The 13,213-nt window shown below is 61.7% G+C and carries 15 protein-coding genes; 12 read left to right on the plus strand and 3 right to left on the minus strand.

Annotated elements, in window-relative coordinates; genetic code table 11:
* Positions 1-325: 325 nt before the first annotated feature.
* Both hemH and JMV15_RS26135 read right to left on the minus strand, forming a co-directional pair.
* Entirely contained in the window at positions 326-1,351 is a 1,026-nt protein-coding gene (hemH, locus tag JMV15_RS26130; RefSeq protein ID WP_014716851.1) for a ferrochelatase, read from the minus strand.
* Positions 1,352-1,365: 14 nt separating this feature from the next.
* Positions 1,366-2,265 (minus strand): TIGR01777 family oxidoreductase, encoded by a 900-nt coding sequence (locus JMV15_RS26135; protein WP_038448815.1) that lies wholly within the window; start codon positions 2,263-2,265, stop codon positions 1,366-1,368.
* Positions 2,266-2,477: 212 nt separating this feature from the next.
* On the opposite strand from JMV15_RS26135, the gene JMV15_RS26140 reads away from it, so the two are divergent.
* The 12 genes from JMV15_RS26140 (at position 2,478) to JMV15_RS26195 (ending at position 12,466) form a co-directional block, all read left to right on the plus strand.
* Complete coding sequence (locus JMV15_RS26140) at positions 2,478-3,464, plus strand: NAD(P)/FAD-dependent oxidoreductase (protein ID WP_014716849.1); 987 nt, start codon at positions 2,478-2,480, stop codon at positions 3,462-3,464.
* Positions 3,461-3,676, plus strand: coding sequence for a TIGR02450 family Trp-rich protein (locus tag JMV15_RS26145; protein WP_014716848.1), 216 nt, complete (start codon positions 3,461-3,463; stop codon positions 3,674-3,676). Before JMV15_RS26140 ends, JMV15_RS26145 begins: the two co-directional genes overlap by 4 nt.
* A 111-nt stretch (positions 3,677-3,787) precedes the next feature.
* Positions 3,788-4,747, plus strand: a complete 960-nt coding sequence (locus JMV15_RS26150; RefSeq protein ID WP_014716847.1) for a YbgA family protein — start codon at positions 3,788-3,790, stop codon at positions 4,745-4,747.
* A gap of 3 nt (positions 4,748-4,750) precedes the next feature.
* Positions 4,751-5,680 (plus strand): MerR family transcriptional regulator, encoded by a 930-nt coding sequence (locus JMV15_RS26155; RefSeq protein WP_032903986.1) that lies wholly within the window; start codon positions 4,751-4,753, stop codon positions 5,678-5,680.
* Positions 5,681-7,123: a deoxyribodipyrimidine photo-lyase gene (gene phrB, locus JMV15_RS26160; RefSeq protein WP_069868938.1), complete on the plus strand. Its 1,443-nt coding sequence runs from the start codon at positions 5,681-5,683 to the stop codon at positions 7,121-7,123.
* Positions 7,116-7,538 (plus strand): nuclear transport factor 2 family protein, encoded by a 423-nt coding sequence (locus tag JMV15_RS26165; protein WP_020302485.1) that lies wholly within the window; start codon positions 7,116-7,118, stop codon positions 7,536-7,538. The genes phrB and JMV15_RS26165 overlap by 8 nt, the downstream gene beginning before the upstream one ends.
* Positions 7,535-8,317 (plus strand): SDR family NAD(P)-dependent oxidoreductase, encoded by a 783-nt coding sequence (locus tag JMV15_RS26170; RefSeq protein ID WP_032903982.1) that lies wholly within the window; start codon positions 7,535-7,537, stop codon positions 8,315-8,317. The genes JMV15_RS26165 and JMV15_RS26170 overlap by 4 nt, the downstream gene beginning before the upstream one ends.
* Positions 8,314-9,561, plus strand: coding sequence for an NAD(P)/FAD-dependent oxidoreductase (locus JMV15_RS26175; RefSeq protein WP_032903980.1), 1,248 nt, complete (start codon positions 8,314-8,316; stop codon positions 9,559-9,561). Before JMV15_RS26170 ends, JMV15_RS26175 begins: the two co-directional genes overlap by 4 nt.
* Positions 9,558-10,367, plus strand: a complete 810-nt coding sequence (locus JMV15_RS26180) for a DUF1365 domain-containing protein (RefSeq protein ID WP_069868935.1) — start codon at positions 9,558-9,560, stop codon at positions 10,365-10,367. The genes JMV15_RS26175 and JMV15_RS26180 overlap by 4 nt, the downstream gene beginning before the upstream one ends.
* On the plus strand, positions 10,354-11,625 hold the full coding sequence (locus JMV15_RS26185; protein WP_060766634.1) for an SAM-dependent methyltransferase: 1,272 nt from the start codon (positions 10,354-10,356) through the stop codon (positions 11,623-11,625). The genes JMV15_RS26180 and JMV15_RS26185 overlap by 14 nt, the downstream gene beginning before the upstream one ends.
* Positions 11,618-12,109: a DUF2878 domain-containing protein gene (locus JMV15_RS26190; RefSeq protein ID WP_014716839.1), complete on the plus strand. Its 492-nt coding sequence runs from the start codon at positions 11,618-11,620 to the stop codon at positions 12,107-12,109. The genes JMV15_RS26185 and JMV15_RS26190 overlap by 8 nt, the downstream gene beginning before the upstream one ends.
* 54 nt (positions 12,110-12,163) lie before the next feature.
* Positions 12,164-12,466, plus strand: coding sequence for a YkgJ family cysteine cluster protein (locus JMV15_RS26195; RefSeq protein ID WP_003188364.1), 303 nt, complete (start codon positions 12,164-12,166; stop codon positions 12,464-12,466).
* A 141-nt stretch (positions 12,467-12,607) separates the two neighbouring features.
* Here JMV15_RS26195 and JMV15_RS26200 read toward each other — a convergent pair whose 3' ends face one another.
* On the minus strand, positions 12,608-13,126 hold the full coding sequence (locus JMV15_RS26200; RefSeq protein ID WP_014716838.1) for an acyloxyacyl hydrolase: 519 nt from the start codon (positions 13,124-13,126) through the stop codon (positions 12,608-12,610).
* Positions 13,127-13,213 lie beyond the last annotated feature (87 nt).

Genomic DNA, 13,213 nt, shown 5'->3' on the forward strand with positions numbered 1-13,213 from the left:
GAAAAGCCCCCGTGGCCCCAAGGTACCCAAGCCCAAAACATGGGTTAAAGGCACCGCGGTGAATGCGCATGTTTCAACGGACCGGATAATCAAGGCTGCCAAGACGAAAAGACCTTGAAAGGGCTGGCTGTAAAAGCGGAACCCTAAGCAGCCGTTACCGCAGGAATGGATATGTACACAATCCAACTGTGTTGACTGCCATGCCGCCTTCGCGAGCAAGCCCGCTCCCACAGTTGGTCCGCGGGGGGTCAAGTAGGGAAGCGTCGCGGTTAGGCCGCCATCGCAGGCAAGCCAGCTCCCACAATTGGATCACCGCAGGGCTCGATTACAAGGCAACCGGCGCCCGTTCGCACAGGGTATTAAGCGCCGCCGCCCACTGCGGCTCGTCATTCAGGCAAGGCACCAACACCAACTCCTCGCCCCCCGCTTCACGAAATTGCTCGCGACCGCGATCGCCAATTTCCTCCAACGTCTCAATACAGTCGGCGACGAACGCCGGGCACATCACCAGCAGCTTCTTCACCCCTTGCTGGGCCAATGCCTCAAGGCGCGCCTCGGTGTAGGGTTCGATCCACTTGGCCCGGCCCAGGCGGGACTGGAACGCCACCGACCATTTACCCTCCGGCAAACCCAGCCGCTCGGCCACATCCCGCGCCACGCTGAAGCACTGCGCGCGGTAACAGGTGGCAAGCACTTCAGGGGATGCGTTCTTGCAGCAGTCGGCGTCCTTGAAGCAGTGCTGGCCGGTAGGGTCGAGCTTGGTCAGGTGACGCTCAGGCAAACCATGGAAACTGAGCAGCAAGTGATCGTAATCCTGCTCCACATAAGCGCGCACACTCGCCGCCAGCGCATCGAGGTACTCAGGCTGATCGTAGAACGGTTGCAGGATCGAAAACTGCACATTCAGTTGCTTGTCGCGCACCACTCGCTTGGCTTCCTCTATCACCGTGGTGACGGTGCTGTCGGCAAATTGAGGGTACAACGGCGCCAGTGTGATTTTTTGAATACCCTGGGCGGCCAGGCGCGTCAGGACCGTTTCCAGGGACGGTTCGCCGTAACGCATCGCCAGTTCCACCGGGCCCTGGGTCCACTGCGCGGTCATCTGCTGTTGCAGGCGGCGGCTCAGCACCACCAGCGGCGAACCTTCGTCCCACCAGATCGACGCATAGGCATGGGCCGATTGCTCGGGGCGCTTGATCAGGATCAGCGACACCAGCAAGCGCCGCACCGGCCACGGCAAGTCGATCACATAAGGGTCCATCAGGAACTGATTGAGGTAGCTGCGCACATCGGCCACTGAAGTGGACTTTGGCGAACCCAGGTTGACCAGTAACAACGCGTGATCGGTCATGCAACATCCTATCTTTAGAGGCGGCTGGACAAGTCGTCCAGAGCCGCACGCAACTCAGTGAACTGGAAAGTGAAACCTGCGGCCTGCAGCCGTTCAGGCAAAGCCTTTTGCCCGCCCAGCAACAAGCCGGACAACTCACCCAGGCCAACCTTCAACGCAAATGCCGGCATCGGCATGAACGCCGGGCGGTGCAGCACCTGGCCCAAGGTCTTGGCAAATTCGCGGTTGCGCACCGGGTGTGGCGCGCAGGCATTATAAGGACCGTTGGCGTCTTGCTTGTGCAGAAGAAAATCAATCAGGGCGATTTGATCCTTGATATGCACCCAGGGCATCCACTGCCGTCCACTGCCAATCGGCCCGCCCAGCGCCAGTTTGAACGGCAGCAGCAGGCGCGACAAAAAGCCGCCCTCGGCAGACAGCACCAACCCCGTACGCACCAGCACCACGCGAATGCCCAAGGCTTCGGCACGCTGGGCGGTTTCCTCCCAGGCGATACACAACTGGCTGGGGAAGTCATCCAGCACCGGGCCGCTGGCTTCGGTCAGTTCGCGCTCGCCGCCGTCGCCGTACCAACCCACCGCAGAACCGGAGATCAGCACCGCCGGTTTTTGCTCCAGGCTTTCCATCCAGGCCAGCAAGGTTTCGGTGAGGTGAATGCGACTGTTCCACAGCAATGCCTTGCGCTTGTGGGTCCAAGGCCGGTCGGCGATAGGCGCGCCTGCCAGGTTGACCACCGCGTCCACCGCGCCAATCACCTCTTGTAGACGAGCCACCCCGAGCACCTGCGCACCACACACCTGGGCGACCGTTTCCGGTTGCCGGCTCCACACCGTCAGGCGATGGCCTTGCGCGAGCCAGTGCTTGCAGAGTTGGCGACCGATCAAGCCGGTACCGCCGGTCAGCAAAATATGCATGGGACTCTCCTCATGTAACGTTCGCCGCCGCTCACTGGTCTATTTTATAAGCAGGGATCAATTTGATAATTGAGCGTGACGGGGGTTCAAGCCTTAGCTTAACCATAGGTCACGCCACACAATCAGGCACGCCAAAACTTATACCAAAAAACAATATTGTACAGCTATTGGTGTCGGCGTAGTCTGTACCCAACGGTAAAACGAGGCCTCCCATGACTGTTCCCATCGCGATCATTGGTACCGGCATCGCCGGTCTCTCCGCCGCCCGAGCGTTACAAGACGCCGGGCACGCAGTACAACTCTTCGATAAAAGCCGCGGCAGCGGTGGCCGCATGTCCAGTAAGCGCAGCGACGCCGGCGCGCTGGACATGGGCGCGCAATATTTCACCGCCCGCGACCGGCGCTTCGTCAACGAAGTGCAGCGCTGGCAAAGCAACGGCTGGGCCGAGCAGTGGAAGCCCCAGCTGTATAACTTCAAGTCCGGGCAATTGACGCCCTCCCCCGATGAGCAGATCCGCTGGGTGGGCACACCGCGCATGAGCGCCATCACCCGCGCCCTGCTCGACGACTTGCCGGTGGAGTTCGGTTGCCGCATCACCGAAGTCTTCCAGGGCACGCAGCACTGGAACCTGCTCGACGCGGACGGCGGCAATCACGGCCCTTTCAGTCACGTGATCATTGCCACGCCGGCGCCCCAAGCCACCGCCCTGCTGGCCGCCGCGCCCAAGCTGGCGAGCGCCGCCGCCGGGGTGAAAATGGACCCGACCTGGGCCATCGCCCTGGCGTTCGACAAGCCCCTGGATACGCCGATGGAGGGCTGCTTCGTGCAAGACAGCCCCCTCGACTGGCTGGCGCGCAACCGCAGCAAGCCTGGGCGCGACACCACCCTCGACACCTGGGTGCTGCACGCCACCAGCGCCTGGAGCAAGGCCCACCTAGACCTGCCCAAGGAAGCGGTGATCGAACACCTGCACGGCGCCTTTGCCGAATTGCTGCACAGCGCCATGCCCGCGCCGTCGTTCAGCCTGGCGCATCGCTGGCTCTACGCACGCCCCTCCAGCAGCCATGAGTTCGGTGTGCTGGCCGACGCCGACCTGGGCTTGTTCGTTTGCGGCGACTGGTGCCTGTCCGGTCGGGTGGAAGGTGCCTGGTTGAGTGGCCAGGAAGCGGCGCGACGCTTGATCGAGCACCTGCAATGAACCGCATCAACCCCGCCAAACTGCTGCTGTCAAAATGGACGGCAGCTCATCCTCGCCACAAGGAAAAACACTTCCTGGTCACCGAGTTGTTCCGTGACGACGAGGGCACGGTGCTGGACATCGAACTGCAGGCCATCCTTACTCGGCGCGCCGAACGCCTGCCCTGGCAGACCCTGAAAAACGCTGAAGACTGGAAAATCGGCTGGAAATAAGCGGCGGCACAAACCTGTACAAATTATTTGACTTGTACAACATCGAGCCTATGATGAGATTTAGTTGTACAAGATTTTTAGCTTGTACAGGATTCTTGCAGAGGTTTGCTTATGTCCAGCCATGTGAAACCGAAGATCGCCATCAGCGCCTGCCTTCTGGGTGAGAACGTGCGCTTCAATGGCGGTCATAAACAGTCCCTGCTATGCAGCCAGACCCTGAGTGACTACTTCGATTTTGTCCCGTTGTGCCCTGAAGTTGCCATCGGCCTGGGCATTCCTCGGCAAGCGATCCGCCTGGTCGGCGATCCCAACCAACCGCAGGCTGTGGGCAGCGTAAACCCTGCGCTCAATGTCACTCAGCCACTGGACGATTACGGCCAGCAAATGGCCCGGGAACATACCGACCTGTGCGGCTACATTTTCATGCAAAAGTCACCGTCTTGTGGGCTGGAGCGGGTCAAGGTGTACCGCGACAACGGCACGCCCGTCGACGGTGGCGGGCGCGGTATTTACGCCCAGGCGTTTTGTGCCCGCCACCCCAACCTGCCGGTGGAAGAGGACGGTCGCCTGAACGACCCGGTGCTTCGAGAAAACTTCCTCACCCGCGTATTCGTGTACGCCAGTTGGCAGCAACTGTTGGCCGACGGCCTTACCCGTCACCGCTTGCTGACGTTTCACTCGCGCTACAAGTACCTGCTGATGGCCCACAGCCCGGCGCATTACAAAAGCCTGGGCCACTTGCTCGGCAGCATGGGCAAGGGCATTGACCTGCAAGCTTTGGCCGACGGCTATTTCAGCGAACTGATGGCGGGCCTGAAAAAATGCGCGACTCGCGGTACCCATACCAATGTGCTGCAACACATCAGTGGCTACCTCAAGCAGGCCATCAGCGCCGATGACAAACAGGAAATGCAGACCGTCATCGGCCAATACCGCCACGGCATCGTGCCACTGGTGGTGCCGCTGACCCTGCTCAAGCACCACTTTCGCCAACATCCGGACCGCTACATCGCGCAGCAGGCCTACCTGCAACCGCACCCGGAAAACCTCAGCCTGCGTAATGCGATCTAACCCATGAAACCTGCCCTGCTCGACGAACCCGGCGAAGACATCGCCCTGGCCCTGGAAAACGGTTGGCTGCCGATCCGCGAGGTGGCGCGCCAGACCGGCGTGAATGCGGTGACGCTGCGCGCGTGGGAGCGCCGCTACGGCCTCATCGTGCCCCAGCGCACGCCCAAAGGGCATCGGTTGTTCAGCGCCGAACACGTGCAACGCATCCAGGCCATCCTCACCTGGCTCAATCGCGGCGTGCCGGTCAGCCAGGTCAAAGGGCTGATCGACTCCGCCCAAGGTAGCCCGGAGCCGATGGAAAACGAGTGGCAGAGCCTGCGCCAGCATTTGGTGAGTGCCATCAGTGAACTGGCCGAGCGCCGGGTCGATGACGCCTTCAACCAGGCCATGGCGCTGTACCCACCACGCACCTTGTGCGAGCAACTGATGCTGCCGCTGCTCAACGAGCTGGAACAACGCTGGCAGGGCCAGTTCGGCGCGCAGATGGAGCGGGTGTTCTTCTTGTCCTGGTTGCGCAGCAAGTTCGGCGCACGGATCTATCACAACAATCGTCAACTCCACGGCGCGCCGCTGTTGCTGGTCAATCATTCCGACCTGCCCCTGGAACCCCACCTCTGGCTCAGCGCCTGGCTGGCCAGCAGTGCCGATTGCCCGGTGGAAGTGTTCGATTGGCCGCTGCCGGTGGGCGAACTCGCCCTGGCGGTGGAACACCTGCAACCGCGTGCGGTGCTGCTGTATTCGAGCAAGGCGTTGCAGGTGCCGGCCCTCAGCAAACTGCTGGGCGGCATCCGTTGCCCAACCGTGATTGCCGGACCAACGGTGTGCATCCACCACGCCGAGTTGGGCGTATTAACCCAGGACATCCCTGAGTTGTCCGTGGCCGAGGACCTGTTGTCGGCCCATCAATTATTGATCCAGCGTGGAATTGTCTGAATGCATCTGATCTGGCTGCGCACCGACTTGCGCCTGCACGACAACACTGCCCTGGCGGCCGCGAGCCAGCGCGGCCCCGTCGCAGCTGTTTACCTGATCACGCCCGAGCAATGGCAGGCGCATGATGACGCGCCGTGCAAAGTCGATTTCTGGCTGCGCAACTTGCAGCACCTGAGCCAGGCACTGGACAACCTCAACATCCCCCTGTTAATCCGCCACGCCGCGACCTGGGACCAGGCGCCGACGGTACTGAGCCAACTGTGCCGCGAGCTGTCGGTGGAGTCGGTACACGTCAACGAGGAATACGGCATTCACGAAACCCGCCGCGACAGCGCCGTGGCCCAGGCCCTGGAAGCTGACGGCGTGACCTTCCACAGCTACCTGGACCAACTGTTTTTCCACCCGGGTAGTGTGCTGACCAAGACCGGCACCTACTTCCAGGTGTTCAGCCAGTTCCGCAAGGTCTGCTACAGCCGCCTGCACAGCGCCCTGCCCCGCGTGGTGCCGACGCCAAAGGCCCAGGCCGAGCCTGGCGTGAAGAGCGACCCTGTGCCAACGGCAGTCGAAGGGTTCCCGACACCCAGCGAAACCTTGCGTGCCCTCTGGCCCGCTGGCGAAGACGAGGCGCGCCGTCGCCTCGATGCCTTCGCTGATCAGCAGATCAGCTATTACAAGGACGAACGCGACTTCCCGGCCAAGCCCGGCACCAGTCAGCTTTCTGCCTACCTGGCCGCCGGAGTGGTTTCGCCGCGCCAGTGCTTGCACGCCGCGCTGCAAACCAACCAGGGCGAGTTCGAAAGCGGCGACATCGGCGCCATCACCTGGATCAACGAGCTGCTGTGGCGCGAGTTCTACAAGCACATCCTGGTCGGCTACCCACGGGTTTCCCGCCACCGCGCGTTTCGCCCGGAAACCGAAGCGCTGGCCTGGCGCAAGGCGCCCGAAGACCTGGCCGCCTGGCAACAGGCGCGCACCGGCTTGCCGATCATCGACGCGGCCATGCGCCAATTGCTGGAAACCGGCTGGATGCACAATCGCCTGCGCATGGTGGTGGCGATGTTCCTGACCAAAAACCTGCTGATCGACTGGCGCGAAGGCGAGCGCTTCTTCATGCGCCACCTGATCGACGGTGATCTGGCGGCCAACAACGGCGGCTGGCAGTGGAGTTCGTCCACCGGCACCGACTCGGCGCCGTATTTCCGGATATTCAGCCCGCTGAGCCAATCGGAAAAATTCGACGGCGACGGCGTGTTCATCAAACGCTGGCTCCCGGAACTGGCCGCGCTGAATAAAAAACAAGTGCACAACCCCGAAGCGGCTGGCGGCCTGTTCGGCGTGGCGGATTATCCGCGTGCCATCGTCGATTTGAAACAGTCTCGCGAGCGTGCCTTGGCCGCATTTCGCCGGCTGCCTTCGCGTCAGGAGATGGCCGAACATGAGTGACTTCCTGCGCCAGTTCGCCCACACCTTCGCCACGCTGGACAAGCACAACCTGCACCTGCTCGGCCGCCTGTACAGCGAGGACGTCGCCTTCGCCGACCCCCTGCATGAAGTTCAGGGCCTGCCAGCGTTGCAGCGTTACTTTGCCGACTTGTACAGCAACGTCAGCGAGCTGAACTTTGACTTCCACGGCTTCGATACCGTGGCCGAAGGCGAGGGCTACCTGCGCTGGACTATGCGTTTTCGTCACCCACGCCTGGCCGGCGGCCAGGTGATCGAGGTGCCAGGCTGTTCCCATTTGATGTGGCACGACAAGGTTTACCGCCATCGCGACTACTTCGATGCCGGCGCCCTGCTCTATGAACATGTCCCCCTACTGGGTCGCGTTATTCGTTGGCTGAAAAGGAGAATGGGATGAGCCTTACACCGCCCCGTCGTTATTGGCTGACCGGCGCCAGCAGTGGTATCGGTGCGGCGCTGGCCGTGGAGTTGCTCGACAGCGGCGCCCACGTGGCCCTCAGTTCCCGCACCCAAGGCCCGCTGGATGCCCTCGCCGTTCGATATCCAGGCCAGGTGCTGGTGGTGGCCGGCGACCTGACCAACAGCCAGACCGTGCGCGAGATCGGTGAGCGTATCAGCGAGGTCTGGGGTTCGCTGGACACGGTGATCCTCAACGCCGGCACTTGTGAATACGTCGACGCCCGGCAATTTGACGCCTCGATCATCGAGCACGTGGTGCGTACCAACCTGCTGGCGAGCAGTTATTGCATCGAGGCCGCGCTGCCGCTGTTGCGCGCCGGGCGTACCCCGCATCTGGTGGGCGTGGCCAGTGCCGTGACCTACCTGCCCATGCCTCGCGCCGAAGCCTACGGCGCGTCCAAGGCCGGCCTGCGTTACTTGTTCGAATCCCTGCGTATCGGCCTGTCGCCAGAAAACATCGATGTCACGGTGATCAGCCCAGGCTTCGTCGACACGCCGCTGACCGAGCGCAATGATTTCCCGATGCCCCTGAGCTGGCCGGCCGACAAAGCCGCGAAACACATCTTCGCCAAGCTGGAAAAACGCCCGCTGGAAATCGCCTTTCCGGCCCTGTTCATTGCCACCTTGTGGCCGCTGTCGAAGCTGCCCAACCGCGCGCAACTGATCATCGGCAAACGCATGCTGCGCAGCCCGCCACCGAAGAAGGACGACCTGTGAAGATCGCCATTATCGGCAGCGGCATCGCCGGGCTGACCAGCGCCTACCTGCTCAGCCGTCGCCACGACATTACGCTGTTCGAGGCCAGTGACTGCATTGGCGGGCATACCCACACGGCCAAGGTGACGGTCGACGGCAAAAGCTATGCGGTGGACACGGGCTTCATTGTGTTCAACGACTGGACCTACCCCAACTTCATCCGTCTGCTGGAGCAGATCGGGGTCAGGTTCAAACCCACCGAGATGAGCTTTTCGGTGTGTGACCAAAGCACTGGCTTTGAGTACAACGGCAACAACCTCAACAGCCTGTTTGCCCAGCGCCGCAACATCCTGTCGCCGGGGTTCTGGGGCATGTTGCGCGATATCCTGCGCTTCAATCGCCAGGCGCCCCTGGACTTGCAAGAGCAGCGCATCAGCGCCGACATGACCCTGGGCGATTACCTCACCGCTGGCGGCTATGGCCCCAGGTTTATCCGGCATTACATCGTGCCGATGGGCGCGGCCATCTGGTCGATGTCCTTGGCCGATATGCTCAAGTTTCCGCTGCAGTTTTTTGTGCGCTTCTTCAAGAATCACGGCTTGCTTTCGGTGAGCAACCGCCCGCAATGGTGCGTGATCGAAGGCGGCTCCAGCTGTTATATCGAGCCGCTGACCCGCAGCTTTCGCGAACAGATACGGCTCAACTGCCCTGTGCATAAGGTGCAACGCAGCGACGAGGGTGTGGTTATCCACAGCCCGGCCGGCAGCGAAACCTTCGACCGCGTGGTGTTCGCCTGCCACAGCGATCAGGCCCTGGCCTTGCTCGATGACCCCAGCCAGGCCGAACAGCAGATCCTCGGTGCCCTGCCCTACGCCGACAACGACGTGGTGCTGCACACCGACACACGCCTGCTGCCCGACCGCAAACTGGCCTGGGCCAGCTGGAACTATCGGCTGACGGGCAACGTGCAACAACAGGCCGCCGTCACCTATGACATGAACATCCTGCAAGGCATCGACAGCGCCACTACCTTTTGCGTCAGCCTCAACCAGACGCCGATGATCAACCCGCTGAAGATCCTGGCGCGCTACACCTACGCCCATCCGCAATACAGCCTGGCCGCAGTCGCCGCACAGGCACGCTGGGAAGAATTGAACGGCGTGCGCAATACCTTCTACTGCGGGGCCTACTGGGCCAGCGGCTTTCACGAAGACGGCGTGGTCAGCGCTCTGCGCGTGGCCCAGGCGTTTGGGGAAACCCTGTGAACAGCGCCCTGTACAGCGGCTGGATCGCCCATCGGCGGTTTACGCCGAAGGCCCACGCCTTTCGCTACCGCATCGGCCTGCTGTACCTGGACCTCAGCGAAGAGGACGAAGTACTGGGGCTCTCGCCGCTGGCCGGCACGGGGCGCCTGGCGCCCTTCGGTTTCCGCCAGCAGGATTACCTGCGTGAATTCACACGCCACGGCATGAGCCTGAGCGATGCCGTGCGCCAGGAAGTCGGCAAGGCCCTGGGGCAAACACCCCAGGGCGCTATCTGCCTGCTGACCCAGGCCCGCAGTTGGGGCCTGGCTTTTAACCCGGTGAGTTTCTTCTACTGCTTCGAGGCTGACGGGCAACTGGCCGCGATCCTGTGTGAAGTGACCAACACCCCATGGCGCGAGCGCTATCACTACGTGCTGCCTGCCCAGGCACTGGGCGCCGATGAGCACCAGCATTTCGCCGTGGCCAAGGCCTTCCATGTGTCGCCGTTTTTGCCTCGCGAGCTGGAATACCGCATGAGTTTCAGCCCGCCCGCAGCCAGGCTCGGCGTGCATATGGCCGATTGGCAGGGCACGCAAAAAGTCTTCGACGCCACCTTGAGCCTGGAAAAACAGGCACTGAGCCGCGCCAGCCTGCATCGCTATCTGTGGCGCTTCCCCTGGATGACCGCCAAGACCGGCCTTGCGATCTACTGGCAAGCCTTGCGCCTGCTGCTCAAACGCACACCGATTTTTTCCCACCAGGCCGCCGATGGCGCCTCTCGCACCGCAGTCGGGTATACCAAGGATCGCCACCATGAAATCCCCTAGCTTATCGGTCAAGGCTAACCGCCTGAACGTCAACGGCATGACCGCTGCGCTGTTGCGCAAAGGCGTGTTGCGCCAGCTCAGCCAATTGCGCCACGGCCAGTTGGTGATCATCGAGGATGGCGAGCGGCAAGTCTTCGGCGCACGGGAAGCGCACCTGCTGGGCGAGATCCAGATTCTCGACGCGGCGGTATGGGGGCTGGTAGCGGCCAATGGATCGATCGGCGCTGGCGAAGCGTTTATCCATGGTTACTGGACCAGCCCCGACCTCACCGCCGTCGTGCGGGTGATGGTCAGCAATCTGGAGGTGCTCGACGCCATGGAAGGCGGGCTGGCACGCCTGGCCCGGCCGTTCACTCAGGGCCTGCACTGGCTCAACCGCAACACACGCAAAGGCTCGCAAAAAAACATCGCCGCCCATTACGACCTGGGCAACGACCTGTTCGAAGAATTTCTCGACCCCACCATGATGTACTCGGCGGCGCAGTTCCTGACGCCTGATGACACCCTGGAGCAGGCACAGCTGAACAAACTGGCGCGGATTTGCCAGAAACTGGCGCTCAAGCCCAGCGACCATCTGCTGGAAATCGGTACCGGCTGGGGCAGCATGGCGTTGTATGCGGCGCAGCATTATGGTTGCCGGGTCACCACCACGACCTTGTCCAAGGAGCAGTTCGCCTACACCGCCCAGCGTGTCGAGGCGCTGGGCCTGCAAGATCAAGTGACCGTGCTGCTGAGCGATTACCGCGACCTCACCGGTGAGTACGACAAGCTGGTGTCGATCGAAATGATTGAAGCGGTGGGCCATCGTTTCCTGCCCACCTATTTCAAACAATGTGCCCAGTTGCTCAAGCCCGACGGCCTGATGCTGCTGCAAGCCATCACCATACGTGAACAGCGCTTTGAACAGGCCAAGCGCAGCGTCGACTTTATCCAGCGCTACATCTTCCCCGGCGGCGCGCTGCCCTGTGTGCAAAACATGCTGCAGATCGTCAGCCGCGACACCGACATGAACCTGCTGCACATGGAAGACTTCGGCCTGCACTACGCTCGCACCCTGCGCCTGTGGCATGAAAACTTTCGCCGCGCCCATGGCCGTCTTGCGGAACTCGGTTATGACGAATACTTCCTGCGCCTGTGGGAGTTTTACCTGTGCTACTGCGAAGGCGGCTTTATGGAGCGCACCATCGGCACCGCGCAGTTGCTGCTGGCCAAACCGGCGGCCATCAATCCGCCGCTGCTCGGGCGTTTCAGTGCTTAAATCCCTGGCCAATGCCGTGCTGTTTCAGTGCGGCTGGTTTGCCTGCGTACTCGGCGGCGATAGCCGTTGGTTGCTGATCGGCGTCGCGGCACTGGGCGCACACTTGCTGTGGATAAGTGCTTGGGCAAGAGAGGGGCAAGTGATTCTGGCCGTGACGGTGCTGGGAACGCTGGTCGATACAGCACTGCGCGGGCTCGGCGTGTTTGAGTTCAATACGCCGGGACCACTGATTCCGCTGTGGCTGATACTGTTATGGGCCTTGCTGGCCACCACCTTGCGCCATTGCCTGGCCTGGAGCGCACGGCCCTGGTGGCTGGCCAGCCTGCTAGGCGCGGTGGGCGGGCCGTTGTCTTATTACGCCGGCAGCCAATTGGCAGGCGTGAGTTTTGCGTACGGCACCACCCCGACACTGATCGGCCTGGCGCTGTTATGGGCCATGCTCTTTCCGCTGTTGCACGGGGTTGCACAGAGGCTGGAATACTGACGCCCGTCCGAGCATTCATACGCGTCTAGCGCACTTGCCTTACACTGCGCGCCTATGACCAACATCCCTCACATTCAAATCACCGAACCCGTCACCTGCTCGACGTGCGCGGCCTGTTGCTGCCAGCTGGAAGTCATGCTGATCACCGACACCGGCGTGCCGCAACGCTTTATCGATACCGACGATTGGGGAGGTGAGGTGATGCTGCGCCTGGACGACGGCTGGTGCGCAGCGCTGGACCGCGACACGATGATGTGCACGATCTATGAGCTTCGGCCGTTGATTTGCCGGGAGTTCGAGATGGGGGCGCCGGAATGCCTTGAAGAGCGCGAAGGTATTACCACGGCCTATCGCTGACCCCGAACTTCGTGACGATCACGGGCTTGTGTGGGAGCGGGCTTGCTCGCGAATGCGGTGGGTCAGTCTAAGTATGTGCTAGCTGATACACCGCTTTCGCGAGCAAGCCCGCTCCCACAGGGGGGCCAAGTGTTCTTGAGATTAGAGCGGCATGGTGTAGTGCAGCGAGTAGCTCTCTACCCCATCGTTATTGCTGCTGATGCCGGCATTGGAATAATGCGTGGCACGAATGCCCACTTCATGCCCGCCGTTGAACCGCAGGCCGAAACCCAGGCGGTCTTCGAACTGGAAGGACTGGCCGATGTTGTTGTCTTCCAGCCGAGTGCGGGAGAACAACGCCACGCCGATACCGGCTTCGATGTAGGGCTTGACCGACTCGCCGGCAAACTCATACACAAATACCGGCGAGAACGACAGGCTGCTAGCGCCTGCACGGTCGTCCCCTTCCCAATAGGTATAGGCGCCGCTCCAGTAGCCGGTCAGTCGGCCGACATTGCTCTGCATCCAGCTTTTGTCCCAATCGGAGGTCAGGCCCAGGCGGTAGGTCAGCGTCGAATCGCTGGTGCTCCCCAAGCCGAACTCCAGGCCGGCGGCCTGGGCTGAAACAGAGTGTCCCAACATAGCGGCCGCAATCGCAGCCAAACAGAACAAGCGCTTCATGTGAAACGTCCTTTGCAAACGGAATAATTGGGTTATGTACAGGCTAACGGGCTATAGAAGCCGACGCATAGCCAGAAGTTCAGCTTT

Source organism: Pseudomonas paracarnis (assembly GCF_904063055.1).
GTDB lineage: Bacteria > Pseudomonadota > Gammaproteobacteria > Pseudomonadales > Pseudomonadaceae > Aquipseudomonas > Aquipseudomonas paracarnis.